The organism is Geomonas diazotrophica (assembly GCF_018919385.1).
Classification (GTDB): domain Bacteria; phylum Desulfobacterota; class Desulfuromonadia; order Geobacterales; family Geobacteraceae; genus Geomonas; species Geomonas diazotrophica.
Genome location: NZ_JAHLMF010000008.1, coordinates 287,769 through 312,624, shown reverse-complemented (window position 1 = coordinate 312,624; position 24,856 = coordinate 287,769). Strand labels below are relative to the sequence as shown.

The following is a 24,856-nucleotide window of genomic DNA, read 5'->3' as shown; positions in this document are numbered from 1 at the left end:
CCTGTAATAAAGGAGCCTTTGGATGAACAACACCGAACTGAACAACAGAGTCATTGCACGGGGCAAGGAGTTCTTCTCCACCATCTCCGGCGAGAAGCCGTCCCTCTTCAACAAGGGCGCCTGGATGGGCAAGGTGATGGACTGGAGCATGAAGAACGAAACCTTCAAGATCCAGATGTTCCGCTTTGTCGACGTCTTCCCGTCCCTCACCACCGGTAAGCTCCTCACCGACCACATCCGCGAGTACTTCGGCGAGGAGAAGGACATGCCGCCGGTCCTTTCCACCGGCGCCAAGGTGGCGGGCATGCTCGGCTCCTTCGGCGGGGCCGTGCTGAACAAGTTCCTCACCACCAACATCCAGGAGATGGCCCGCCAGTTCATCGTGGGCGAGAACACCAAGGAAGCCATCAAGAACATGGAGCGTCTGAGAAAGGACGGCTTCGCGTTCGTGGTGGACGTGCTGGGTGAGGCGACGCTTTCCGAGAAGGAAGCGGACATCTACATGAACACCTACTTAGAGCTCCTCGACTCGCTCAAGAAGGAATACAAGGAGTGGAAGCCGCTGCCGGGCAAGGGGGGGGACGCCAACCTCGACTGGGGACATGCGCCGAAGGTCAACGTGGCCGTCAAGCCGACCGCGCTCTTCTGCCTCGCCAACCCGCAGGACTTCGAGGGGTCGGTGGTCGCCATCCTGGACCGCGTCCGCAAGATCGCCAAGAAGGTCATGGAACTGGACGGCTTCCTCTGCATCGACATGGAGTCCTACCGCCACAAGGACATCATCATCGAGGTGTACAAGCGCCTTAAGCTGGAGTTCCCCAACTACGACCAGTTCGGCATCGTGCTCCAGGCTTACCTCGTGGATACCGACAAGGACCTTCCGGAGCTGCTGACCTGGGCACGCCAGAACAAGGTCAAGATCTCCGTCCGCCTGGTGAAGGGCGCCTACTGGGACATGGAGACCGTCAAGGCCAAGCAGAACGACTGGGCGATTCCGGTCTGGACCATCAAGGCGGAGTCCGACGCTGCCTACGAGCGCCAGGCCAAGATGATCCTGGAGAACTCGGACATCTGCCACTTCGCCTGTGCCTCCCACAACATCAGGACCATTTCCGCCGTGATGGAGATGGCGAAGGACCTGAACGTTCCCGAAGAACGCTACGAGTTCCAGGTGCTCTACGGCATGGCCGAGCCGGTCAGAAGGGGCATCCTGAAGGTTGCCGGCCGCATCCGTCTCTACTGCCCGTACGGCGACATGGTGCCGGGCATGGGGTACCTGGTGCGCCGCCTGCTGGAGAACACGGCGAACGAGTCCTTCCTGCGCCAGAGCTTCGCGGAGGATGCACAGATCGAGCGCCTGCTCGAGGACCCGGAGGTCACGGCCCAGCGCGAGCGCGCGGCACGCGCCGCCAACAAGAAGCCGGAAGCCAAGGGGCCCGCAGGCCTGAAGCCGTTCTACAACGAGGCCATGGTCGACTTCACCCGCGCCGATCACCGCGCCGCGTTCCCGAAGGAGATCGCCGAAGTTCGTAAGCAGCTCGGCAGGACCTACCCGCTCTTTATAAACGGCAAGGAAGTGAAGACCGCCGACACCATCCCGTCGGTGAACCCGAACAAGCCGTCCGAGACCATCGGCGTGATCTGCCAGGCCGGGACCAAGGAAGTGGGCGACGCCATCACCGCCGCCAAGAAGGCCTTCCCGGCTTGGCGCGACACCGATCCCAAGGACCGTGCCCAGTACCTGATCAAGGCCGCCGCCGTGGCGCGCCGCCGCATCTTCGAGCTCTCCGCGTGGCAGGTGCTGGAAGTCGGCAAGCAGTGGGACCAGGCCTACGCCGACGTCTGCGAGGCGATCGACTTCCTGGAGTACTACGCCCGCGAGATGATCACCCTTGGTACCCCCAAGCGCGTGGGGAACGCGCCGGGCGAGCTGAACCACTACTTCTACGAGCCCAAAGGGGTCGCCGCGGTGATCGCGCCGTGGAACTTCCCGCTCGCCATCAGCCTCGGCATGACCAGCGCCGCCATCGTGGCCGGTAACTGCGTGGTGTTCAAGCCCTCCGGCCTCACCTCGGTGATCGGCTACCACATCGTGGAACTGTTCCGCGAGGCGGGGCTCCCGGAAGGGGTATTCAACTACACCCCGGGACGCGGCTCGGTCATGGGCGACTACCTGGTGGACAGCCCGGACGTCTCCCTGATCGCCTTCACCGGTTCCATGGAGGTCGGCCTCAGGATCATCGAGCGCGCCGCCAAGGTCCACCCGGGGCAGGAGAACGTCAAGAAGATCGTCTGCGAGATGGGGGGCAAGAACGCCATCATCATCGACGACGACGCCGACCTGGACGAGGCGGTGCCGCATGTGCTCTACTCCGCCTTCGGTTTCCAGGGGCAGAAGTGCTCGGCCTGCTCCCGCGTCATCGTGCTCGACGCGGTGTACGACAAGTTCGTCGAGCGTCTGGTCTCCATGGCCCATGCGACCCTGGTCGGCCCCTCCGAGGACCCGGCCAACTACATGGGCGCTGTCGCCGATGACAAGGCGATGAAGACCATCAAGGAATACGCCGAGATCGGCAAGAAGGAAGGGCATGTGCTCTACGAGAGCAAGGTCCCCAGCGACGGCGGCTACTATGTGCCGATGACCATCGTCGGCGGCATCAAGCCGGAGCACAGGATCGCCCAGGAGGAGATCTTCGGACCGGTCCTCGCCGTGATGCGCGCGAAGGACTTCGACCAGGCCATCGAGTGGGCCAACTCCACCAAGTTCGCCCTGACCGGCGGCGTCTTCTCCAGGAGCCCCGAGCACCTGGCCCAGGCCCGCCGCCAGTTCCGGGTCGGCAACCTCTACCTGAACCGCAACAACACCGGCGCCCTGGTCGGCCGCCAACCCTTCGGCGGCTCCAAGATGTCTGGCGTCGGCACCAAGGCGGGCGGTCACGACTACCTGCTGCACTTCATGGATCCGAGGGTGGTCACCGAGAACACCATGCGCCGCGGTTTCGCACCGGTCGAGGAGGACGACGACTGGGTCGCGTAGTGGAAATGCGGGCGAATGATTATTCGCCCCTACAGAAGCAACCGTGGTAACGAAGGCGCCTGCACTTTTCACAGTGCAGGCGCTTTTTCTATGACATTGTAACCTGCTGTTGCCACACTCCCCCCCGACGGGAGAGGGCGGGGTGAGGGCGCCGCTGACGGCGCCGAAGCACCCCCTTCGGCGTCTCCCTCGCCCGCCCTGCGGGCACCCTCTCCCGGAGGGAGAGGGGATGGGGGAACTCCTAACCTATTGCTCTCACAATATGGCCAATTTTGTTTACCAAATCCGTTGCCGCAGGGCGCCTCTTTACGCCCTTTTTTGCTTGCTTTGTGGCCTTTTTTGACTTAATCTACCGGGTCGTAAAATAATTTTAATTTAATCTAGGAGGGACCTATGCCTGCTGCACCGGGAACGTCGAAATTCCAGATTGAGCTGCGCCGTCACCTGCGCGGCCAGAACATCAGCGACAACCTCGTCCACCTCATCTGTGAGATTGCCGAGGCAAGCAAATACGTGATCAACGCGGTGCGCACCGGTGACCTGGGCGTCGCCGGTACCTCGAACCTCTACGGCGAGGAGCAACTCGCCCTCGACGTGCTCTCCGACCGCATCATGCGCAAGCGTCTCATCCACTCCGGCGTGGTCTGCAACATCGCCTCCGAGGAGATGGACGAGATCTACCAGGCCCAGGCTAGCGCCGACGGGCTCTACTCGGTCGCCTATGATCCCCTCGACGGTTCTTCGCTGGTGGACGTAAACCTGGCCGTCGGCACCATCGTCTCCATCTACGAAGGATGCGATCTGCTCCAGCCCGGCCGCAACCAGGTCGCGGCGATGTACATCCTGTACGGACCGAGGGTCTCCCTGGTCTACACCGTGGGCGACGGCGTGCACGAGTTCACCATGAACAACCTGATGGAGTTCACCCTGACCCGCGAGAACATCAGGATGCAGGAGGAGGGGAACATCTACGCTCCCGGCGGGCTGCGCAACAAGTACAACGACGGCGACGAGAAGTTCATCCGCCACCTGGAGGCCAAGGGGTGCAAGCTGCGCTATTCCGGCGGCTTCGTTCCGGACATCAACCAGGTGCTGATGAAAGGGAAGGGGATCTTCATGTACCCGGCCCTGAAGGGCTCGCCAAACGGCAAGCTGCGCGTGCTGTTCGAACTGAACCCGATGGCGTTCATCATCGAGCACGCCGGCGGCGCCGCCAGCAACGGCACTATCCCCATCCTCGACATCGTCCCCGAGTCGCTGGACCAGAGGGCGCCGATCTACATCGGCTGCAAGTCCGACGTGAAGGCGGCCACCGATTTCCTCCTCGACCAGGAAGGTGTGCCGGCCGCTGCGGCATCGTTTGTCAACGGCTAGCGTTTTGTTGTACTATTGGTCGTCCTGCGACGTTTTTTAGCTAAAGTTGTCAAGCAGTATGGCGATAATTGTATTAATCAGCAATTCCTGAGGTAAGAAATGACTACTAGTACCAAAAGGTTGTGCAGCGAAATCCAGCTGTTTGACCTCTGCGACCTTGATACCTGCACCTGCAAGGACGGGCGCTTCTGCACCAATCCCGCGATCCTGGCCCGCTTCGAGGCTATCAAGGAGGAGGACGACCGTCCGCAGTACCTGGCCGACGAATTCGACGAGGACCAGGAGGAGGACGCTGACGACCTTGATGCCTTCGGTGACGACGATTACGAAGATGACGAACAGTAACAGCTTCGTTCCTTAGATGTAAAACCGGGAGAACCGCTTTATTCAGGCGGTTCTTTTGGTATCACCGGTAGGACTCATTCAGCCTCGCTACGCCCGGTCTTGGCAAAAGACCGGGGCGGATTATAATAGCCCATCGGGGGGACCGGCCATGACTGCTAAACTGCTCATTTTGGATGACGATCACGACATCCTGCTCATGCTGAAGACCATCTTCACGGGCGAGGAATACGAACTGCTGCTGGAAAGCGACAGCGAAGGAGCATTGAAGCGCATCATCGCCGATCGTCCCAACGTGGCCATCATGGACATCAGCCTTCCTCAGAAGTCCGGCATCGAGGTCCTCAAGGAGGCGAAGAAGATCGACCCCGGTCTGGCCGTGATCATGGCCACCGGCTACAAGACCACCCAGAACGCGATCGAGGCCATGAAGCACGGCGCCTTCGACTACGTCACCAAGCCCTTTGACATGAGCAAGCTGAAGGGTGCGGTCAAGAAGGCGCTGGAGTGCAACCTGTTGAGCCGCAAGGTACGCTACACCAGGGAGCGACCCCAGGCCGAGGAAGACCTCAGCGAAGACCTGATGATCGGCTCCTCTCCGGAGATGATCGAGATCTGGAAGATGGTCGGCAGCGTCGCCGATTCCGACGCCACCGTCCTCATCCAGGGGGAATCGGGCACCGGCAAGGAGCTTTTGGCCCGCGCCATCTACAACAACTCCCGCCGCAAGAACCGTCCCTTCCTGGCCGTCAACTGTGCTGCGCTCCCCGAGGCTCTGCTCGAATCCGAGCTGTTCGGCCACGAGAAGGGCGCCTTCACGGATGCCCATTCCCGCCGCATCGGCAAGTTCGAGCAATGCAACGGCGGCACCATCTTCCTGGACGAGATCGGGGAGATGAGCCTCGCCAACCAGGGCAAGTTCCTGCGCGTCCTGGAGAACCAGGAGTTCGAGCGGGTAGGCGGGAACGAGACCATCAAGGTTGACGTCCGCGTCATCGCCGCCACCAACAAAAGCCTGCTTGCCTCCGTCAAGGAGAAGTCCTTCAGGATGGACCTCTTCTACCGCCTGCGCGTGGTGAACTTCTTCCTGCCGCCTTTGCGAGACCGTACCGAGGACATCCCGCTGCTTGTCGACCTCTTCGTGAAGAAATTTGCCAAGAAGTACGGCAAGAACGTGAAGGGGGTCGCTCCCGAGACCATGTCGCTTTTGATGAACCACCAGTTCGAGGGGAACATCAGGGAGCTTAAGAACGTGATCAACTCCGCGGTAGTATTCTGCCGCGGCGACATCCTCGTTCCCGGCGATTTCGAGTCTTTCCTGACCGCCAAGGCCGGCTTTAAGGAAGTCGACCTCGAGGTGGTGGGCGGCGACTATTACGAGGTGTTCTGGAGCATGCTGGAGCCCGTTTTCGACGGCATCTGCGCGAAGAACAAGGGGGCCATCTACGAGAGCGTCAACATGGGGCTTGAGAAGGCGCTCATCCACATGGCCATGGAGAAGAGCAACAACAACCAGGTCTTCGCCGCGAAGCTTTTGGGCATCAGCCGCAACACCCTGCGCGACCGCCTCGAGCGCTACCGGATCGGGTTGGGCGAGCAGTCCTAGCGATAAGGTGGGCAGAGAAGAAGAGAGCCGGCGGACCAGATGGTCCGCCGGCTCTTTTTTTGGGGTGTTCCTGTAGGGGCGAATAATCATTCGCCCTTGTTGTTTGTCTTGCCTGTTCTTTGTCCTGCCTGTTCTTTGTCTGCCAGGGCAATCCTGTGTGCACCAGGGCTGGGCGAATAATTATTCGCCCCTACAGGGTGGCGTTTGCGGTTACAGGGGAGGCGAAAAAACATTCGCCCAGTGACCTGTTCCCGGTTACAGGGTCTTCCCCGCCGCCTTTTCCCACTCCTCCTTGGGGATGGAGAGGAACACGTCCACCAGCTTCGGGTCGAACTGCTGACCCGAGCAGCGCACAACCTCGTCCAGCACCGCCTGGAAGCTCAGGGCCTTGCGGTAGGGGCGGTCCGAGGTCATGGCGTCCAGCGTGTCCACCAGCGAGAAGATGCGCGCGCTGATGGGGATGGTCTCGCCGGCCACGCGGTGGGGGTAGCCGGCGCCGTCGTAGCGCTCGTGGTGGAACAGAACCAGTTCAGCGGCGTCGGTGAAGTACTTGATCCCCGCCAGGATGTCGTAGCCGATCTTCGGGTGCTGGCGCATGACCTTCCACTCCTCGTCGTCCAGTTTTCCCGGCTTCAACAGGATGTTGTCGGACACGCCGATCTTGCCGATGTCGTGCAAAAGGGCCCCCTTGCCCATGATGATCCGCTCTTCCGGCCCGATCCCCGCCTTTTCCGCCAGCAGGCAGGTGTAGGCCATGACCCGCTCGGAGTGCGACCCGACCTCCTTTTCCCTCGCGTCCAGCGCCCGAATCAGCGCCGCCAGGGTGTGCTCGTAGGCGAGGTTGATCTCGCCCATGACGCTCCTGATCACCTCGGTCTGCTCGCGTACCTTGAGCTCGAGGTTGGCCTGGTACTCCTTGTTCTCCATGACCAGGCGCCGCTTCTCCAGGGTGTTCTTCACGGTCAGAAGCACTCGGTCCAGGTTGAAGGGCTTGGTGATGTAGTCCTCGGCCCCGTTGTGGATGCAGGAAAGGGCCGTGTCCATGTCGTTCATGGCGGTGATCATCAGCACCGTGGTGTCCGGCGTCACCTGCTTGATGTCCTTGAGCAGGTCGATCCCTGAGCGCCCGGGCATCATGATGTCCAAAAGGGCCAGGTCCAACTGCTGGCTGTTGATTATGTCCAAACCTTCTTCCGCGCTACCGGCCTGGAAGCAGGTGAACCCTTCCTTGGACAGAGTGATGTTGATCAGTTCTCTGATCATGTCCTCGTCGTCGGCTATGAGTATGTTCCCTTTCAATTGCTACCTCCTGGATTCGCCCGGGGCACTTCTTGCGACCCGGTCCCCTGCAGGGTGTCCCTCACCTTTCTGATCAGGGCGTCACTTGCAAAGGGTTTGGGCAGGAACTGCATCCCTCTCTCCAGCTTCTTCTCGAAGCTGGTCCTGTTGTCTGTGTGTCCAGACATGAAAAGCACTTTGAGCGTCGGTTTCCTGGCCAGCAGGTGCTCGGCCAGGGTAGGGCCGCTCATGAACGGCATGACCACGTCGGTCAGGAGCATGTCGATCTCCTCGGCGTGCTGCTCGAACAGGACGATCCCCTGTTCGGGGTCCGTCGTCTCCAGTACCCTGAATCCGCGCATCCTCAGGGTGTGCACCACCAGGTTCAGCACCCCGGGCTCGTCCTCTACTACCAGGATGGTGTGGTCGGTGTCGATGTCCTCGTCGAGCTGCCGCTTGCCCAGGGACTCCTCCTCCTGGAAGGTGCGCGGCAGGTAGATGTCGAAGCGCGCCCCTTGCCCCGGCTCGCTGATCACCTCGATGTAGCCGCCGCACTGCTTAACGATGCCGTACACGGTGGCCAGTCCGAGCCCGGTGCCGCGCCCCATTTCCTTGGTGGTGAAGAACGGCTCGAAAAGCCGTTGTTTCACTTCTTCGGTCATCCCCTGGCCCCGGTCGGTCACGCTGAGCCTCACGAAACTCCCGACCTGGGAGCCGGGGTGGCGATGCGTGTAGCCGTCGTCCAGATCGCGGTTCGTGGTCTCAACCGTGATCACCCCGCCGGTATCTGAGGCGTCCCGTGCGTTTACCACCAGGTTCATGACGATCTGTTCCAGCTGCCCCGGGTCCATCTTGATCAGTCCGGCATCCGGAGCGAGTGCGGTAACGAGCCGGATGTTCTCACCGATCAGCCGCTCCAGCATCTTCTGGACCGATTTCACCTGGCGGTTGATGTCCAGCACCCGCGGTTCCATGATCTGACGGCGGCTGAAACTGAGGAGCTGCCTGGTGAGGTCCGCGGCGCGCTCGCCGGCACGCAGAATCTGCTCCGCCTCCTTGTGCATGGGCGACTTCTCGTCCAGGGCCCGGAGCAGGAGCGTACTGTAGCCGTTGATCACGGTGAGCAGGTTGTTGAAGTCGTGGGCGATCCCTCCGGCGAGCTGCCCGACCGCTTCCATCTTCTGTACCTGCCGCAACTGGTCCACGACCAGCTTTCTCTCGGTGATGTCTTCCTTCACACCGACGAAGTGGGTGATCTGCCCCTCCGGGTTCTTGACCGCCGAGATGGAGCAGCTCTCCCAGAACAGCTCGCCGTTTTTCTTCCTGTTGTGCAGCTCGCCGTGCCACTCCTTCCCGGAGCAGATGGTCTGCCAAAGATCCCGGTAGAACTCGTCGTTCATGTTGCCGGACTTGAGGATGCTGGTCTTCATGCCGATCAGCTCGGGCTCCGAGTAGCCGCACACCTCGATGAACTTCGGGTTCACGTATTCGATGTGGCCCCGCAGGTCGGTGATCACCACCGAGACCGGGCTTTGTTCCACCGCACGCCATAACTTACTCAGTTCGGCCTCGGCGCGACGCCGCTCGGTGATGTCGAGCAAGGTGCCGATCACCGCGTCCGAGCCGTTGATCAGGGTCCTGGTGCCGTTGACCTCGAGGTCGATGGCCGCGCCGTCCTGCCGCCTGCCGCGGAAGAAGATGTGCAGCGGCTCGCTTCCCTCCTTGAGCGGGCGCAGGAACCGGGTCAGCACCCGGATCTGGTCGTCCGCCGCGACCAGGTCGAGGAGGCTTCTCTTCTCGATCAACTGGTCGGGATCATAGCCGAAGATCGCGCCGAGCTTCGGGTTGGCGTAGATGAAGACGTCTTCCTGAAGCATGAAGATGCCGACCAGAGACTGCTCCACCAGGCTCTGGAAGCGCGCCTCGGTGGCGGATAGGGCCTCTTCCGCCATGCGGCGCTCGCGGCGCACCACCGCTTCCCTCAGCTCCCGCTTGATGGCCGGGATCAGCCGGGAGAGGCGGTCCTTGATCAGGTAGTCGTGCGCGCCGGCGCGCATCGCCTCGACGGCCGCATCCTCTCCCATCTGGCCGGACACCATGATGAAGGGGAGGTCGACGCCGCGCTCGTGCATGAGCTGCAGCGCCCCAAGGCCGCTGAAACGTGGCATGACGTAGTCTGAGACGACCAGGTGCCATCCCCCGCGGTCCAGCGCCTCGTTCATCTCGTCCGGGGTCTCGACCCGTTCATAGATGGGAGAGAACTCCTTCTGCAGGTGCCGAACGATGAGGATGGCGTCCTCGGGAGAGTCGTCTACGATCAGGATGCGCAGTGGATGTTTCATCTGGGTCGGGCCCCTCGCGTCTCTGCATCTGGTTCGAGTCCTACCTGCACCTTCTTATCGGCCGGCTGTTCTGATAGGTTTAGCCGAACGGCAATTTATATAAAAAAAGGAAAGAATATGGATCTGCTTTCTTGGCTACTAATTGGCTGCGGAGTGTGCTATGAATCTTGCAACCCTCCAGGCCGCAAAGGAGAATACAGCGTGCGCACCACCTCTCTTGCCCATCCCTTTCCCCGATTCCTGTTGTTTTTGCTCTTGTTTGCCTTATTCGGCGCAGGCTGCTCCAGCAAGACAGAGAAACCCAAAACGAAAGCTCCCGCGCCGGTTGCCGTGGCCCGGGCCTCCCAAAAAGACGTTCCCATCGAGTTGCGCGCCATCGGCAACGTCGAAGCTTACGCCACCGTGGCGCTCAAGTCCCGCGTCGCCGGCATGATCACCGGGGTGCAGTTCAAGGAAGGGGACGACGTCGCCAAGGGGGCGCTTCTGTTCACCGTGGACCCGCGCCCCTTCCAGGCCTCGCTGGCGCAGGCCCAGGCAAACCTGGCCCGTGATCTTGCCAGCGCCAACAACGCCAGGGAGCAGGCGAAACGGTACGCCGCGCTCTGGCAGGAGGGGATCGTCACCCGCGAGCAGTACGACCAGCTCCAGGCCAACGCCGACTCCCTCGCCGCCTCGGTCGCCTCGCTGCGCGCCGCGGTCGACAACGCCAAGCTCCAGTTGGAGTACTGTTTCATCCGTTCCCCCATGGCCGGGCGCACCGGCGGCCTTACCACCCACCCCGGCAACCTGGTCAAGGAGAACGACACCGCGCTGGTCACTATCAACCAGATCGCGCCGCTCTACGTCACCTTCGCCCTGCCGGAAAAGGATCTGGCCACCATCAAGGGGAGGATCGGCGGCAAACTCCCTGTCCAGGCCCGCGTCGCCGGGAGCGCCGTCGCGGAGCAGGGGACGGTGACCTTCCTGGACAACGGGGTCGATCCCGCCACCGGCACCATCAAGGTGAAGGCCACCTTCGCCAACGCCCGCAAAACGCTCTGGCCAGGGCAGTTCGTCAACGTCGCCATCACCCTCGACACCAGGAAGGGGGCGACCGTCGTCCCCACCCGCGCCGTCCAGACCGGGCAGCAGGGTGAATTCGTCTACCTCGTCAAGCCCGACTCCACGGCGGAGGTGCGGCCGGTCAGCACCGGTCCTTCCCTCGACGGCCTGACCTTGATCGAGAAGGGGCTCGTTCCCGGCGACACGGTGGTGACTGACGGGCAGGTGAAATTGGTACCGGGAGGGAAAGTGGCCGTCAAGGGCGGGGCACCCTCATGAACCTTGCGGAACTCTTCATCCGGCGGCCGGTGATGACCAGCCTGGTCATGCTCGCCATCGTGCTCGCGGGCCTGATCGGCTACCAGATGCTCCCGGTGAACGATCTCCCCAACGTCGATTACCCCACCATCCAGGTCACCGCGAATCTCCCGGGGGCAAGCCCGGAGACCATGGCCAGCGCGGTCGCGACCCCCCTGGAGCGCCAGCTCTCCACTATCGCCGGCATCGACACCATGAACTCCACCAGCGGCCAGGGCGTCACCCGCATCACGCTGCGCTTCGCGCTGGAGCGTGACATCGACGCGGCGGCGCAGGACGTGCAGTCCGCCATCACCAAGGCGAGCCGGCAGCTCCCCCAGGACATGCCGTCCCCCCCCTCCTACCAGAAGGTGAACCCGGCCGACCAGCCGGTGCTCTACCTGGTGCTCAGTTCGAAGACGCTGCCGCTGTCCCGGGTGAACGAGTACGCCGACACCATGATCGCGCAGCGTATCTCCATGGTGAGCGGTGTGGCCCAGGTGCAGATCTACGGTCCTCAGAAGTACGCGGTCCGGGCGCGGCTGAACCCCATGGCGCTTGCTTCCCGGAAGATCGGCATCGACGAGGTGTCGCAGGCGCTCTCCGGCGGCAACGTTAACCTCCCCACGGGCACCCTGCAGGACTCCAGCAAGTCGTTCTCCATACAGTCACAGGGGGAGCTTCTCGACGCCGCCGCGTATCGCCCGCTGATCGTCGCCTACCGCGGCGGCTCCCCTGTGCGGCTGTCCGACCTCGGCAGCGTGATCGACTCGGTTGAGAACGACAAGCTCGCCGCCTGGTTCAACGGCAGCGAGCGTGCCATCATCCTCGCCGTGCAGCGACAGCCGGGCACCAACACCATCGAGGTGGTGGATTCCATCAAGAAACTCCTCCCCGGATTCCGCGACCAACTGCCCGGCGCGGTCACCCTGCACGAGCTCTACGACCGCTCCCAGGCCATCCGGCACTCCGTGGCCGACGTCAAGTTCACCCTGGTGCTCACCATCGCGCTGGTGATCATGGTGATCTTCCTGTTCCTCAGGAACCTCTCCGCCACGGTGATACCGAGCCTAGCGCTCCCCATCTCGCTCATCGGCACCTTCGCCGCGATGTACGCCCTGCATTTCTCGGTGAACAACATCACCCTGATGGCGCTCACCCTCTCGGTCGGGTTCGTGGTGGACGACGCCATCGTCATGCTGGAAAACATCGTGCGCCACATGGAGCAGGGGGAGCGCCCCATGGAGGCCGCCTTGAAGGGGGCCAGGGAGATCGGCTTCACCATCGTCTCCATGACCATCTCGCTTGTGGCCGTGTTCATTCCGGTGCTCTTCATGGGCGGGATGCTGGGGCGGCTTCTGCACGAGTTCGCCGTCACCATAACCTGCGCCATCCTTATCTCCGGCGTGGTCTCCCTGACCCTCACTCCCATGCTCTGCAGCCGGTTTCTGCACCCGCCCGCCGAGGAGCGCCACGGCAGGCTGTACCTCCTCCTGGAGCGCTGCTTCGACGCCATGCTTGCCGCCTACAGCAGGACACTCAGCGCGGTCCTCAAACACCGCCGTGCCACCCTCGCCGTCACGCTGATCATGACCGCGGTCACGGTCTATCTCTTCAAGGTGATGCCGATGGGGCTTCTCCCCAGCGAGGACCTGGACTCCTTCTACTGCACCACCGAGGGGGCGCAGGGGGCCTCCTTCGAGGAGATGGTCACCCACCAGCAGGAACTCGCCAAGAGGATCGCGGCCAACCCCAACATCAAGGGATTCATGTCCACGGTCGGCGCCTCGGGTTCCCGGGTCGGCTCCAATTCCGGCTTCATGTTTGTCACGCTCAAGCCGAGAAGTGAGAGAAAGGAAACGGTCGACCAGGTGATCCAGCAGTTGCGCCCGAAGCTGGCCGAGGTGCCGGGGATCCAGAGCTTCATGCAGAACCCGCCGCCGATCAGGCTTGAGGCACAGCTCTCGAAGAGCCAGTACCAGTTCGTGCTGCAAAGCCCCGAGACCCAGCTCCTCTACGACAGCGCTGCCGCCTTCGAGCAGAAGCTGAAGCAGGTGCCGCAGCTGCTCGACGTGACCAGCGACCTGCAGCTCAAGAACCCGCAGGTCGACCTGAACATCGACCGGGACAAGGCTACGGCGCTCGGGGTCACGGCGCAGCAGATCGAGGACGCGCTTTATTACGCCTACGGCTCCAGGCAGGTCTCCACCATCTTCGCCCCGACCAACCAGTACCAGGTGATCCTGGAACTGGAGCCGCAGTACCGTCTCGACCCGTCGGCCCTGGGGCTGCTCTACGTCAGGTCGTCGTCGGGCGCGCTGGTGCCGCTCTCGACCATGACCACGCTCACCAAGTCGCTGGGGCCTTTGTCGGTGAACCACCTGGGGCAGATCACCAGCGTCACCGTCTCCTTCAACGTGAAGCCGGGGGTTCCCCTGGGGGAGGCGGTGGAGGCGGTCGAGAAGCTGGCGGCGAGCACGCTCCCCCCGGGAATCAACACCGGCTTCCAGGGCGCGGCCCAGGCCTTCCAGTCCTCGACCAAGGGGTTGACGCTCCTTTTGCTGGCGGCCGTTGTGGTGATCTACCTGGTGCTCGGGATCCTGTACGAGAGCTACGTGCACCCGATCACCATCCTGTCCGGGCTCCCTTCGGCCGGGCTCGGCGCGCTGCTGACGCTGATGCTGTTTCACAAGGAGCTGGACCTGTACGCCTTCGTCGGCATCATCATGCTGGTGGGGATCGTGAAGAAGAACGCCATCATGATGATCGACTTCGCGCTCGACGCCCAGAGGCGCGAGGGGAAGAGCCCGATGGAGGCGATCCACCAGGGGTGCCTGGTCCGTTTCCGCCCCATCATGATGACCACTATGGCGGCACTCATGGGGACCCTCCCCATCGCGCTCGCCATCGGGGCGAGCTCGGAAGGGAGAAGGCCGCTCGGCCTTGCGGTGGTGGGGGGGCTCCTGGTGTCGCAGCTTTTGACGCTCTACATAACGCCGGTGGTCTACTACTACCTGGACCGGGCCGTGCAGAGGGGCAGGGCGTTTTTCGGGAGGAAGGCGCCGGCGATGCAGCCCGGGCTGTGATCGTTCCTGGAGTTTAGAACGTAGAACGTAGAGCTGTAGAACGTAGAGCTGTAGAACGTAGAGCTGTTTACGGTCGTTGCTGGGGACGCGGCATGTTGATCAACGACGAAACTCAAAAGCAGGTTCTGACCATCCTGGCCAAGACGGCGGTGACTCCGACCGCCGACGTGCAGGAGCGCGCCAGCTCCCTGTTGCAGCTCAACCCGGGGCAGCAGGTCAAGGCCGAGATCATCGCCAACCTTCCCAACAACTTGTACCTGGCGCGGGTGGCTGGAGAGCTTTATAAGCTGGAGATCCCGCTCAACGTGCAGCCGGGGGAAACCCTGGAGCTGACCTTCGTGACCGCGGATCCCCGCGTGACCTTCCAGATGCTGCGCCCCCAGACCGAGTCGGTGCAGCTGAGCTCCATGGGCAAGTGGCTCGCGGACGTAGTGCAGAACGCGCCCGTGCTGCCGTCTGCGCAGGATCCGCTGGTCGAGCACCCGGAGCAGGTCGCAGCCCAACTTGCCGGAAGGCTGAAGACGAGCCTCACCCAGAACGGCCTCTTCTACGAATCGCACCTGGCCCAGTGGGCTCTCGGGGGGCTACCCCTCAAAGAGCTGCTCAAGGAACCCCAGGGGAAGCTTTCCCGCATGTTGTCGGAAAGGGAAGGGGGCTCGGCCGGAGAGGAGACGGCCGGTGGCGCCATCGCCGACGGCCGCACCCTGCCGCTCATAAAGGAACAGCTCCACCTGCTGAACACCGGCGTGCTGGCTTGGCAGGGGGAGGCCTGGCCCGGACAGGAGATGAGGCTGGTAATAGGGGAAGGGGGCGCCGAGCAGTGGGAGCAGGGGATCGAGGCGAACCTGGCGCTGGAACTGCCGCGCCTTGGGGGGGTAAAGGCGCACCTGCGTTTCACCCCCGAAGGGATCAACGTGGAGCTGGTCTGTGATCGTCCCGGCGCTTCCGAGCTTTTGCGTCAAGGGAGCGGCGAACTGAGAACCTCGCTTGCCTCACAGGGACTGCACCTGAACAAGATGGCGGCCAAGGATGGCTAAGAAGAGCTCGGACATGAAGCGCGCGGTCGCCATGGCCTATAACCCCGACGAGGCGGGTGCCCCCAGGGTCATCGCCAAGGGGGCCGGCATCAGCGCGGAGGCGATCATCTCGCTCGCCAAGGAGCACGGCGTGTACGTGCACCAGTCCCCCGAATTGGTCGCCATGCTGATGCAGATCGATCTCGACGCGGAAATCCCGCCGGAACTGTACCAGGCCGTCGCCGAGTTGCTGGCATGGCTCTACTCGCTGGACCAGCAACTGGAGCAGCAGCTCTGACACGCCACCCGAATTCCCCGCTCAGAACCGCTCCATCAGCAGGTAATCCGCGTCCTCGGGGGTAACGCTCTCCTCGTCCAACGGCGGAACCGGCGGGAGCACAATCCTGTAGTTCAGGTTTCCCCTCAATTCGGCTGGAACCCCGCCGACCCCACGCGCGTGCCCACCCCCAGCGATCACGACCATTACCTTTTTCGGGTGCGCTGCGAGATAGTCGTATATGCGCCTGGCCATCACCAAGTTGCGCAGCATCTGCGCCTCGGCGATGTGCCGGAATGCGTCGCCGCTTCGGCTGTGGCTTGGGAAGGATCCCCGCATGAAGTTTAGGAACTGGTCGGTCACCCTCGCGTCGACATCGGGCGGCAGGTCCGCGAGCTCGGCGGCTTTTAGGGAGCCGAAGCCGCGCTGCGCGACGTTCTGGACGATGCCGCGCGGCGCGTTCAGCGCCACGATGGGGATGTGGTTGTCACGGGCAAAGAAAAAGATGTCGCTGTACATGCCCCAGGGGATGTGGCGCCAACTCCACTGGTACACCTTGCGAAAGGCCTCTTCCGGCACCCTTCCGGCGCTCCACGCATCAAGTGCGGGCTGGCTCACGCTCTCGAACATCTCCATGCCGATGGCAATATCCCTTCCTTGAGCCTGCAAAGCCTTGAGCACCCGCAACTGCAGATCGTGATGTGCAGGCTCGTCGTGCCTTTCGCCTAGAAAGATCACCGGCGCGTCCGAGATATCGGCGATCATGCTGTCTACGTCTACGGTGGTGCGGTCCCGGACCCGCAGGGCCTGGGAGATGGAGCAGCCGCACAAAAGGACGGTGAGCAGGGCGAACAGCAGCAATCTGGCGAGGTGATGAATGGGCATGGGCGTGGTTATAGCAGAAACATCGCTAAGGCGCCACGGGAAAGAGGCACGGGGAGGGCTTGGTGCGGGCAAAGAAAAACCCCCTCGCGCAGGAGGGGGTTCTGATTTTGCTATGTTGTTTCGTGGTCAGGCCGAGACGGTGACCACCCTGCCATCGACCTGCAAAAGCCCTTCTGAGAAGAGGCGGACCGCCTCGGGGTAGATGCGGTGCTCTTCCTTCTGGATGCGGGCACACAGGCTCTCCTCGGTGTCCCCCGCGAGAATCGGCACCGCAGCCTGGATGATGATCGGCCCGGTGTCGGTGCCGCAGTCCACGAAGTGGACGGTGCAACCGGCGACCTTGGCGCCGTATTCCAGGGCTTGGCGTTGGGCGTGCAGCCCGGGGAAGGCGGGGAGCAGCGCCGGATGGATGTTCATGACGCGCATCGGGAAGGCGTCCAAAAGCACCGAGGTGATGATGCGCATGAAGCCCGCCAGCACCACCAGGTCCACGTCGAACTCGCGCAGGGTTGCCACCAGTGCCTCGTCGTACGCTTCGCGGCCGGTGTAGGCGCGGTGGTCCAGGTGCAGAGCCGGGATGCCGGCCTTCCTGGCCCGCTCCAGGCCGAAGGCGTCCGCCTTGTTGCTGATCACGCAGACCACGCGACCGTTGATGGTGCCCTTGGCGCAGGCGTCCATGATCGACTGCAGGTTGCTGCCGCTGCCGGAGATCAGTACCCCTATCTTGAGCTCATTTCCCATAAAGGCTCCGCGCGGATCAGACCAGCTCCACGCACTCCTTGCCGGCGTCGCACTTGACGACATCGCCGATGACGAAAGCGGTCTCGTTGAGCCCGGTGAGCCTGATCATGATGTCGTCGGCCTCGTTCTCAGGGACCACCAGGACCATGCCGATGCCGCAGTTGAAGGTACGGAACATCTCGTTCTCCTCGATGTTGCCGCCTTTCTCGATGATCTTGAAGATCTCGGGGATCTCCCAGCTGTCCTTCTTGATCACGGCCTTGCAGCCGTTGGGAAGGACGCGGGGGACGTTCTCCAGGAGCCCGCCGCCGGTGATGTGGGCGAGGCCGCTGATGTTGAAGTCCCGAAGCAGGTTCAGGACGGAACGGACGTAGATGCGCGTCGGGGTGAGGAGTTCCTCGGCGACGGTCTTGCCCAGGCCGGGAATCTCGTCGTTGATGTTCAGCCCCATGTGCTCCAGGATGACCTTTCTGGCCAGGGAGTAGCCGTTGGAGTGCAGGCCGGAGGAGGTGAGGCCGATCAGCTTGTTGCCCACGGTGATGGAGGAGCCGTCGATGATCTTCTCGCGCTCCACCACGCCGACCGCGAAGCCGGCCATGTCGTACTCGTCGCCGGTGTAGAAGCCGGGCATCTCTGCGGTTTCTCCGCCGATCAGGGCGCAGCCTGCCTGGACGCAACCCTCGGAGACACCCTTGATGATGGAGGCGCCCTTGGCGGGGTCGAGCTTGGCGGTGGCCAGGTAGTCCAGGAAGAAGAGGGGCTCGGCGCCCTGCACGATGATGTCGTTGACGCACATCGCCACCAGGTCGATGCCGATGGTGTCATGACGGTCGGCGAGGAAGGCAAGTTTCAGCTTGGTGCCGACACCGTCGGTGCCGGAGACGAGCACGGGATGTTTGTACTTGCCGGTGTTCAACGAGAAGAGACCGCCAAAACCGCCGATGTCGGCAAGGACTTCCGGACGGGAAGTGGCCTTGACCAACGGCTTGATCATCTTGACGAAAGTGTTGCCAGCGTCTATGTCTACACCGGCGTCTTTATATGTGATTTTCTTCTCTTTCAAGGTGAAACCTCCAATAAATTAAAGGAGAAATTTATCCCATTCCCCAGTAAAAGTCAAAGTGAAAAAATTGTTTACTTCGACTGGTGCTTTGCTTAATATGCCTTGCTGTGTCAGCCCCGGGGAAGAAAATAACACTGCGTCCCATGTGTGACGAGGACTTAGACAGCGTCCTCGAAATCGAGTCCGCCTCGTTCCCCCGCCCCTGGACCCGGCGCCATTTCCTGGACGAGATGGAAAGCCCCGGCAGCCACCCGGTGGTCGCCGTGACCGGCGCAGGGAAGGTCGCCGGCTACCTCTGCCTGAAGCAGGTGCTGGACGAGGCCGAGATCCTCGATGTCGCCGTAGACCCTGGGGCCAGGGGGGGCGGGATCGGACGCGCGCTGGTCGACTGGGCTGTCGCCTTCTGCCGGCAGCGGAAGCTCGCCCTGCTCTGCCTGGAAGTGCGGGTGGGCAACCACGAGGCGATCTCGCTGTACCGGCGTCTGGGCTTTGCCGAGGTGGGGCGCCGCAGGAATTACTACGAAAATGGCGACGACGCCATTCTGATGGACCTATCCATAGCTCAAGTAGAGGAATGCGATGCAGTTTAAATCCATGGTTATCTCCAACGTCGAGGTGTCACCCAACTACTTCAGGATGAGGATGACGGCCCCCCAGGAGCTCGCCTCCGCGGTGCCCGGGCAGTTTGTCATGCTCAAGGTGAACGACGCCATCGACCCCCTGCTCAGGCGCCCCTTCGGGCTCTTCGACGTGGGGAGCTTCGTTCCCGAATACGCCGGCTGCGGCGCGCAGGTCTACTGCGAGATCCTGTACAAGGTGGTGGGAAAGGGGACCAAGCTCCTTTCCGCGCTGCACCACGGCGACCTGGTCGACCTCCTGGTCCCGCTGGGCAAGGGGTTCCAGATGGGACCTGCCGGTGAGGAGAAGGTGCTGGTGGGAGGCGGCGTTGGGCTCGCGCCGCTTTATTACCTCGCCAAGGAGCTGAAGGAGCGCGGCGAAAAGGTGCGCCTGTTCGCCGGGGGACGCAACCGCGACGACGTCCTCTGCATCACCGAATTCGAGAGGCTCGGCGTCGAGACCTACGTGGCGACCGACGACGGCACCCTGGGCGAACGCGGTTTCGTCACCCAGGTGCTGGAACGCCACCTCTCCTCCGACATGCGCATCTTCGCCTGCGGCCCGACGCCGATGCTGAACGCGGTGGCCAAGATGTCCCAGAAGCACGGCGTCCCCTGCCAGGTTTCCATGGAGGCGTACATGGCCTGCGGCGTGGGCGCCTGCCTTGGCTGCGTCATGAAGGGGGCCAATCACACCGACGAGACCCCCGACTACCGCTGCGTCTGCAAGGACGGTCCCGTCTTCGACAGCTTTGAACTGCAATGGAGTTAGCAATGCAACGACCTGACATGTCCGTGGTCCTCGCCGGGATCCCGATGCGCAACCCCGTGATGACCGCTTCCGGCACCTTCGGCTACGGCGCCGAGTTCGCCGACTACCTCGATCTGGAGAGCATCGGCGCCATGGTGACCAAGGGGCTCTCCCTGAAGCCCAAGGCCGGCAACCCGACCCCGCGCATCGTGGAGACGCCGGGAGGGATGCTGAACGCGATCGGCCTGCAGAACGTGGGGATAGACGCCTTCATCGAGCAGAAGCTCCCCTACCTGAAAAACGTGAACACGCCGGTGATAGCCAACCTCTACGGCAATACCCTCGAGGAGTACGGCGAGGTGGCGAGCCGCCTGGACGGCCTGGCCGGCGTGGCCGGCATCGAGGTGAACATCTCCTGCCCCAACGTGAAGCAGGGGGGGATCGTGTTCGGCACTGACCCGGGCGCCGCCCAGGAGGTCGTTTCGCTGGTCAAGAGGAACACCTCCAAGCCGCTCATCGTGAAGCTCTCCCCCAACGTGACCGACGTGGTTGTCATGGCCAAGGCGTGCGCCGATGCCGGCGCCGACGCGCTATCGCTCATCAACACCCTGACCGGCATGGCCATCGACCTGGAGCGCCGCCGCCCGGTACTGGCCAACGTCACCGGCGGCCTCTCCGGTCCCGCCATAAAACCGGTGGCGCTCAGGATGGTCTGGCAGGTGGCCAAAGCGGTCAGGCTGCCCCTCATCGGCATCGGCGGCATCATGAACGGCAGGGATGCCCTCGAGTTCATGCTGGCCGGCGCCACCGCCATCCAGGTGGGTACCGCGAGCTTTCTCGATCCTTCCGCCGCGCAGAGGATCGCGCAGGAGATGGAACAGTACCTGGTCGAGCACGGCATCGAAAGCGTCCGCTCGCTGATCGGGGCCCTCGAGGTCTGATGGAAGCCTGGGAACACAGCCTCAAGAGATGCATCACCAGCCCGGAGGAGCTTGCCGGGCTTTTTCATGTGCAGGGGGCGGATCTCGCCGAGGTGGTGCGGCGCTACCCGATGCGGATCACCCCGTACTACCTCGGACTGATCCGCGAGCCGGGAGACCCCATCTGGCGCCAGTGCGTCCCGGACCCGGCCGAAATGCACGACCTGAGCCAGTCCCCCGATCCCCTGGACGAGGAACGTCTCTCGCCGGTGCCCGGCCTGATCCACCGCTACCCCGACCGGGTGGTGTTCCTGGTCTCCACTGCCTGCGCCGTCTACTGCCGCTTCTGCATGAGAAAGCGGGGGGTGGGGTGCCAGGGGATGAGCCCGGCGCCGGTGGACGAGGCGGTGGCCTATATCGCCTCGCAACCGCAGATCCGGGACGTGATTCTCTCCGGCGGCGATCCGCTGCTCCTCTCCGACGACCGTCTGGAGCAGATACTGACCGCCTTGCGCCGCATCCCCCACGTCGAGATCATCAGGATCGGCACCCGCGTGCCGGTTACCCTCCCGGAGCGGATCACGGCGCGGCTCGCACGCATGCTGAAGCGCCACCAGCCGCTCTACATCAACACCCACTTCAACCACCCTCGCGAGATCACCGAGCAGTCGGCCAGGGCCTGTGCGCGGCTTGCCGACGCCGGCATCCAGCTTGGCAACCAGAGCGTGCTCCTCAAGGGTGTGAACGACGAGCCCCAGGTGATGCGCGAGCTGATGCAGCGCCTCCTGGCCATCCGGGTGCGTCCTTACTACATCCACCAGATGGACCTGGTCCGGGGCACCGCCCATTTCCGGACCCGGGTCGCGGACGGCATCGCGGTAATGGCGGCCCTGCGCGGCCATACCTCGGGCCTCGCCGTCCCGCATTACGTCATCGATCTGCCAGGCGGGAAAGGCAAGGTGGAGGTCTCATCGGCCCGGTTCAGCGCGGACGGCAGCCGCCTTTTCGTGCGCAACTACCTGGGTGAGGAGATCGAGTACCAGGAGATCTGACACTCCCTTCCTCCCCGTACGCCTGCCAACGGAGCCGGATGCAGCCCTGCATCCGGCTTTTTCATGCCTTCATGGTTTCCGCTTAAGCTGTGTGGCAATTCCGTCGATAACTTGAGCGGTTTCGTCGGCGGCGGCTGTTTTTTTTGAAAGGAACCTTGCCTTGCCGGCGTGCGGCGTGTTATAAGCGTACTGCTAAATCAAGATTATTATATATAGGCCAATTTGAATGCAAACAGAGTATCTGAAAACGCTGGTGGTGTTAGGGCAGGTGGGAAGCTTTTCCAAGGCTGCGAACGATCTCTCGATTACGCAGTCCGCGGTCTCGCAGCGCATCAAGTACCTTGAGGACCACTACGGCTGCCAGTTGGTGGACCGGTCCGGGAAGCTGTTGTTGTTGACGGATGCAGGGAGGCTCGTGGTGCAACGAGCCGAGCAGATACTGCTTCTGGAGGCGCAGCTCGCCAACGACCTGAAGCTTAGGGGGGAGAAAACCCGCCTCTCCATCTGTTGTACGCCTACCTTCGGGGTCGGTTTCCTGCCTCAGGTGATGGAGAAGTTCATGTCCCGCAAGGCCGACAACGTCGACCTTCGTTTCATGTTCCACTCGCTGGACCGCGCCGTGAAGGAACTTCAGGAAAACGAATTCGACCTGGCGGTGATTGAACATTGTGAGGCGATGGAGGTTTCCGGCTTCGATATCGTGGAACTGCCGAGCGACCAGCTGGTTTTCGTCAGCGCGCCATCCCTTGGACTCCCCCCGGGTGAGGTGGACCTCGAACGGCTTTTCCAGTTCTGCCTGATTGCCCGCAAACCCGACTGCACCTCACGCAGGCTGTTGGACCTTAAACTCTCCCGCTGCGGCCGTACCGTAGAGGATTTCAAAGCCGTGGTCGTGGTTGACGACCTCCGTCTGGCGCTTGAGACGGTGCTTGCCGGAGGTGGTATCTCGTTCGTCTCCCGCAGCATAGCGGCGAGGGAGCTGGATGCCGGACAGCTGCTCGAACATGTCGTTCCGGGATTCGAGCAGTCGCGTCGTCGCTCCGTCGTGGTGAAGAGCGAGCGCAGGCAGGACCCGGCGGTGGTTGAATTTTTGGACTGCATCGACGCAGGCTTCCCCTTGGGAGGGGCCTGCTGAGCCATCCCCACGACGAACGGTGCGCGGTAAAAACGGATCGGGCTTGATTACTCCACGAGATTAATGTGGAGGGTCAAGCCCGTTTGCGTTTTTAAGGTATACTTTTGGCTGTTTTCGTGGCAGTTCCGCCAAAGGAGGCCATATGCGAAGGGTAAGTGAGGAAGAGGACATTCTGAAGGACAGGCCGGTCGTCGGCACAGAGGAGACGGAAATCTGCGCGCTTTGCGGCTCACAACTCCAGCGCGACAAGGAGAGTGGTGAGCTCTTTTGTCCGCTCTGCGACGTCGAGGACGTTCCCTGATGCGGTGATTACCCCTCATGGGGCAAAGGGCCGGTTGGCCTGGGCGGGCGCCGGTTGTAGGAGGACGAGATGCCGGAAAAACTGGAAGGCGATCAGCTTGAATTCAGAAACCTGCTCGTGGAGTACAAGCGCCGGCTTTGGGCCGAGCTGCGCGAAGATGTATTTTCACAGACCGGAGAGAATCTGGCGGCCCAGTATGACGTGCCCCAGGACCCCGGCGAGAAGAGCATGCTGGACGTGTTGTCCGACGCCGGACTTGCCGTGGCCGATATCAGGCGACAGCAGCTCACCGCGTTGGAGGAAGCGCAAAGGCGGGTAGAGACAGGAACCTATGGCAAGTGCGAAGGATGTGGCCAGCAGATCGGTTTGCAGCGGCTGAAGCTGATGCCCTTCGCCGCGTACTGCGTGGAGTGCCAGAGGGAGCAGGAGATCCCTTCAAAACCGCCGGGGACCAAGATCTAAAGGCAGGGAGTAGGGAGCAGGGGCTGGGGGCTGGGGACTGGGGACTGATTTAACAATCCCCTCAGCCCCTGGCCCCTGTTTTTGTTTTTACAGCAGCGCGTCGATCGCCTGGAAGTCCACATCCCTTTCGGCGTTGGCCATGATCCAGTTCAGCTTCTCCTGGTCTTCATAGGTGATCTTGGCGACGTCATCCGAAAGCGCGGTGAAGACCTCGGCGGTGGTTTCCTCGACGCGAATGTACGGGATGTGCGAGTCGTGCAGGATCTGCTGACTCACCTCGGAAACCGGCACATGTCCCGATATCACCAATCCCGCGATCTTCTCCTTGTACGCGGGGATGTGGTACAGCGAGGAGAGGGTCACGATCAGCTCGTCACGGGAACTGGTCACGATCATAAGGGTAGAATCGAGCAACCCATCGATCACCCGCTGCGAGGAGGCGGCTCCGAGCTGGATGTTGTGGATGATCCTGCTTTTCTCGTTGATCTCCCCCTGCAAAGGCAGGTCGAAGAGCTTCGAGATGTGACTGAGGGTCGGGTTGGCGAGGATGGGCGAGTAGTTGAACCCGTCGATCACCTTGATCTGCGGCTCGAAGGCGCGCTTTAGGTACTTCGTGGTGATCTCCTTCTTGCTGGGCATCATCTTGTTCACGATGATCCCCCTCACGTCCGCCCCTTCCCGCTCGTATAGGGCGAGGTTCAGGTGCACGGCGTCGATCACCTTGCCGATACCGCTCTCGCTCACGATCATGACCGGCGCGCCGATCAGTTTTGCCACCTTGGCGTTGGAAAGCCCGATGACGGCACCCACGCCGCCATGTCCCGCCCCCTCTATGATGAGAAAGTCGTATTTCTGCTCCAACTCCCGCACCGCCTCGAGGATGCAGTCCGCCAGCGAGAGATCGTCCAGTTTGCCCGCCAGATAGTCCTTGGTGAAGTCCCGGTACAGCGCCACCGGCGACATCAGCGCGATGTCCTCCTCCAGTCCGAAGGCCTTGGCCATGAGCAAGGCGTCCATGTCCACCATGAAATCGTCGTAGAGAAGGACTTTCGGGCCGAAGGGTTTCACGAAACCGACCCTTTGGTACTTCTTCTTGGCCTGGTGCATGAGCGAAATGCTGATGGTCGTCTTGCCACAGTTTTGTCCGGTCGCCGCAACGAAGATCTTTTTCGCCATTTGCACACCCCTGTTTCTATTGAATGGCGTATGTTTACACCATCACGGAGTGTGCCG

The 24,856-nt window shown here is 62.3% G+C and carries 21 protein-coding genes; 15 read left to right on the top strand and 6 right to left on the bottom strand.

Annotated elements, in window-relative coordinates; translation table 11 throughout:
* Positions 1-22 precede the first annotated feature (22 nt).
* From pruA to KOM00_RS11310, 4 genes are all read left to right on the top strand, one after another.
* Entirely contained in the window at positions 23-3,037 is a 3,015-nt protein-coding gene (gene pruA, locus KOM00_RS11325; RefSeq protein WP_216499019.1) for an L-glutamate gamma-semialdehyde dehydrogenase, read from the top strand.
* Between the two features lie 393 nt (positions 3,038-3,430).
* The gene (locus tag KOM00_RS11320; RefSeq protein ID WP_216499018.1) at positions 3,431-4,411 is read left to right on the top strand and encodes a class 1 fructose-bisphosphatase; all 981 of its coding nucleotides are present in this window, start codon (positions 3,431-3,433) and stop codon (positions 4,409-4,411) included.
* 99 nt (positions 4,412-4,510) lie between these two features.
* On the top strand, positions 4,511-4,756 hold the full coding sequence (locus KOM00_RS11315; RefSeq protein ID WP_216499017.1) for a hypothetical protein: 246 nt from the start codon (positions 4,511-4,513) through the stop codon (positions 4,754-4,756).
* Positions 4,757-4,904: 148 nt separating this feature from the next.
* Positions 4,905-6,359, top strand: a complete 1,455-nt coding sequence (locus KOM00_RS11310) for a sigma-54-dependent transcriptional regulator (RefSeq protein WP_216499016.1) — start codon at positions 4,905-4,907, stop codon at positions 6,357-6,359.
* A gap of 255 nt (positions 6,360-6,614) precedes the next feature.
* On the opposite strand, the gene KOM00_RS11305 is transcribed toward KOM00_RS11310, so the two are convergent.
* Positions 6,615-7,658 (bottom strand): response regulator, encoded by a 1,044-nt coding sequence (locus KOM00_RS11305; protein ID WP_216499015.1) that lies wholly within the window; start codon positions 7,656-7,658, stop codon positions 6,615-6,617.
* Entirely contained in the window at positions 7,655-9,979 is a 2,325-nt protein-coding gene (locus KOM00_RS11300) for a PAS domain S-box protein (RefSeq protein ID WP_216499014.1), read from the bottom strand. The genes KOM00_RS11305 and KOM00_RS11300 overlap by 4 nt, the downstream gene beginning before the upstream one ends.
* Before the next feature lie 201 nt (positions 9,980-10,180).
* Between KOM00_RS11300 and KOM00_RS11295 the strand changes: the two genes are divergently transcribed.
* The 4 genes from KOM00_RS11295 (at position 10,181) to KOM00_RS11280 (ending at position 15,717) form a co-directional block, all read left to right on the top strand.
* Entirely contained in the window at positions 10,181-11,299 is a 1,119-nt protein-coding gene (locus tag KOM00_RS11295; RefSeq protein WP_328758380.1) for an efflux RND transporter periplasmic adaptor subunit, read from the top strand.
* Positions 11,296-14,403, top strand: coding sequence for an efflux RND transporter permease subunit (locus KOM00_RS11290; RefSeq protein WP_216499012.1), 3,108 nt, complete (start codon positions 11,296-11,298; stop codon positions 14,401-14,403). The genes KOM00_RS11295 and KOM00_RS11290 overlap by 4 nt, the downstream gene beginning before the upstream one ends.
* 92 nt (positions 14,404-14,495) lie before the next feature.
* Entirely contained in the window at positions 14,496-15,440 is a 945-nt protein-coding gene (gene fliK / locus KOM00_RS11285) for a flagellar hook-length control protein FliK (protein WP_216499011.1), read from the top strand.
* The gene (locus KOM00_RS11280; protein WP_216499010.1) at positions 15,433-15,717 is read left to right on the top strand and encodes an EscU/YscU/HrcU family type III secretion system export apparatus switch protein; all 285 of its coding nucleotides are present in this window, start codon (positions 15,433-15,435) and stop codon (positions 15,715-15,717) included. Before fliK ends, KOM00_RS11280 begins: the two co-directional genes overlap by 8 nt.
* Positions 15,718-15,738: 21 nt before the next feature.
* Here the strand turns inward: KOM00_RS11280 and KOM00_RS11275 are convergent, their stop codons facing one another.
* The 3 genes from KOM00_RS11275 to purM all read right to left on the bottom strand — a co-directional run bounded on the left by KOM00_RS11275 (position 15,739) and on the right by purM (position 18,385).
* A complete protein-coding gene (locus KOM00_RS11275) occupies positions 15,739-16,581 on the bottom strand; it encodes a ChaN family lipoprotein (RefSeq protein ID WP_216499009.1) in 843 nt (280 codons plus the stop codon).
* A gap of 126 nt (positions 16,582-16,707) precedes the next feature.
* Positions 16,708-17,322: a phosphoribosylglycinamide formyltransferase gene (gene purN / locus KOM00_RS11270; RefSeq protein WP_216499008.1), complete on the bottom strand. Its 615-nt coding sequence runs from the start codon at positions 17,320-17,322 to the stop codon at positions 16,708-16,710.
* A 16-nt stretch (positions 17,323-17,338) separates the two neighbouring features.
* Positions 17,339-18,385, bottom strand: coding sequence for a phosphoribosylformylglycinamidine cyclo-ligase (purM, locus tag KOM00_RS11265; protein ID WP_216499007.1), 1,047 nt, complete (start codon positions 18,383-18,385; stop codon positions 17,339-17,341).
* A 143-nt stretch (positions 18,386-18,528) separates the two neighbouring features.
* Between purM and rimI the strand changes: the two genes are divergently transcribed.
* From rimI to KOM00_RS11230, 7 genes are all read left to right on the top strand, one after another.
* Entirely contained in the window at positions 18,529-18,975 is a 447-nt protein-coding gene (rimI, locus tag KOM00_RS11260; protein ID WP_216499006.1) for a ribosomal protein S18-alanine N-acetyltransferase, read from the top strand.
* On the top strand, positions 18,965-19,774 hold the full coding sequence (locus KOM00_RS11255) for a dihydroorotate dehydrogenase electron transfer subunit (RefSeq protein ID WP_216499005.1): 810 nt from the start codon (positions 18,965-18,967) through the stop codon (positions 19,772-19,774). The genes rimI and KOM00_RS11255 overlap by 11 nt, the downstream gene beginning before the upstream one ends.
* A 2-nt stretch (positions 19,775-19,776) precedes the next feature.
* Positions 19,777-20,694: a dihydroorotate dehydrogenase gene (locus KOM00_RS11250; RefSeq protein WP_216499004.1), complete on the top strand. Its 918-nt coding sequence runs from the start codon at positions 19,777-19,779 to the stop codon at positions 20,692-20,694.
* Entirely contained in the window at positions 20,694-21,725 is a 1,032-nt protein-coding gene (locus tag KOM00_RS11245; protein ID WP_216499003.1) for a KamA family radical SAM protein, read from the top strand. Before KOM00_RS11250 ends, KOM00_RS11245 begins: the two co-directional genes overlap by 1 nt.
* A gap of 226 nt (positions 21,726-21,951) precedes the next feature.
* A complete protein-coding gene (locus tag KOM00_RS11240) occupies positions 21,952-22,860 on the top strand; it encodes a LysR family transcriptional regulator (RefSeq protein WP_216499002.1) in 909 nt (302 codons plus the stop codon).
* Between the two features lie 142 nt (positions 22,861-23,002).
* Positions 23,003-23,161 carry a hypothetical protein gene (locus KOM00_RS11235; protein WP_216499001.1) on the top strand — a complete coding sequence of 53 codons (159 nt, stop codon included), beginning with the start codon at positions 23,003-23,005 and terminating at the stop codon, positions 23,159-23,161.
* 69 nt (positions 23,162-23,230) lie between these two features.
* Complete coding sequence (locus tag KOM00_RS11230) at positions 23,231-23,623, top strand: TraR/DksA family transcriptional regulator (protein WP_216499000.1); 393 nt, start codon at positions 23,231-23,233, stop codon at positions 23,621-23,623.
* A gap of 87 nt (positions 23,624-23,710) precedes the next feature.
* Here KOM00_RS11230 and KOM00_RS11225 read toward each other — a convergent pair whose 3' ends face one another.
* On the bottom strand, positions 23,711-24,799 hold the full coding sequence (locus tag KOM00_RS11225; protein ID WP_216498999.1) for a dethiobiotin synthase: 1,089 nt from the start codon (positions 24,797-24,799) through the stop codon (positions 23,711-23,713).
* Positions 24,800-24,856 lie beyond the last annotated feature (57 nt).

What these genes read in the sequence shown, in the direction of transcription:
- KOM00_RS11255 (WP_216499005.1), top strand. Translation starts at nt 18,965, where the DNA reads ATGCAGTTTAAATCCATGGTTATCTCCAACGTCGAGGTGTCACCCAAC.
- KOM00_RS11300 (WP_216499014.1), bottom strand. Translation starts at nt 9,979, where the DNA reads ATGAAACATCCACTGCGCATCCTGATCGTAGACGACTCTCCCGAGGAC.
- KOM00_RS11310 (WP_216499016.1), top strand. Translation starts at nt 4,905, where the DNA reads ATGACTGCTAAACTGCTCATTTTGGATGACGATCACGACATCCTGCTC.
- KOM00_RS11245 (WP_216499003.1), top strand. Translation starts at nt 20,694, where the DNA reads ATGGAAGCCTGGGAACACAGCCTCAAGAGATGCATCACCAGCCCGGAG.
- KOM00_RS11315 (WP_216499017.1), top strand. Translation starts at nt 4,511, where the DNA reads ATGACTACTAGTACCAAAAGGTTGTGCAGCGAAATCCAGCTGTTTGAC.
- pruA (WP_216499019.1), top strand. Translation starts at nt 23, where the DNA reads ATGAACAACACCGAACTGAACAACAGAGTCATTGCACGGGGCAAGGAG.
- KOM00_RS11240 (WP_216499002.1), top strand. Translation starts at nt 21,952, where the DNA reads ATGCAAACAGAGTATCTGAAAACGCTGGTGGTGTTAGGGCAGGTGGGA.
- KOM00_RS11320 (WP_216499018.1), top strand. Translation starts at nt 3,431, where the DNA reads ATGCCTGCTGCACCGGGAACGTCGAAATTCCAGATTGAGCTGCGCCGT.
- fliK (WP_216499011.1), top strand. Translation starts at nt 14,496, where the DNA reads ATGTTGATCAACGACGAAACTCAAAAGCAGGTTCTGACCATCCTGGCC.
- KOM00_RS11230 (WP_216499000.1), top strand. Translation starts at nt 23,231, where the DNA reads ATGCCGGAAAAACTGGAAGGCGATCAGCTTGAATTCAGAAACCTGCTC.
- KOM00_RS11235 (WP_216499001.1), top strand. Translation starts at nt 23,003, where the DNA reads ATGCGAAGGGTAAGTGAGGAAGAGGACATTCTGAAGGACAGGCCGGTC.
- purN (WP_216499008.1), bottom strand. Translation starts at nt 17,322, where the DNA reads ATGGGAAATGAGCTCAAGATAGGGGTACTGATCTCCGGCAGCGGCAGC.
- KOM00_RS11280 (WP_216499010.1), top strand. Translation starts at nt 15,433, where the DNA reads ATGGCTAAGAAGAGCTCGGACATGAAGCGCGCGGTCGCCATGGCCTAT.
- rimI (WP_216499006.1), top strand. Translation starts at nt 18,529, where the DNA reads ATGTGTGACGAGGACTTAGACAGCGTCCTCGAAATCGAGTCCGCCTCG.
- KOM00_RS11225 (WP_216498999.1), bottom strand. Translation starts at nt 24,799, where the DNA reads ATGGCGAAAAAGATCTTCGTTGCGGCGACCGGACAAAACTGTGGCAAG.
- KOM00_RS11250 (WP_216499004.1), top strand. Translation starts at nt 19,777, where the DNA reads ATGCAACGACCTGACATGTCCGTGGTCCTCGCCGGGATCCCGATGCGC.
- KOM00_RS11275 (WP_216499009.1), bottom strand. Translation starts at nt 16,581, where the DNA reads ATGCCCATTCATCACCTCGCCAGATTGCTGCTGTTCGCCCTGCTCACC.
- KOM00_RS11290 (WP_216499012.1), top strand. Translation starts at nt 11,296, where the DNA reads ATGAACCTTGCGGAACTCTTCATCCGGCGGCCGGTGATGACCAGCCTG.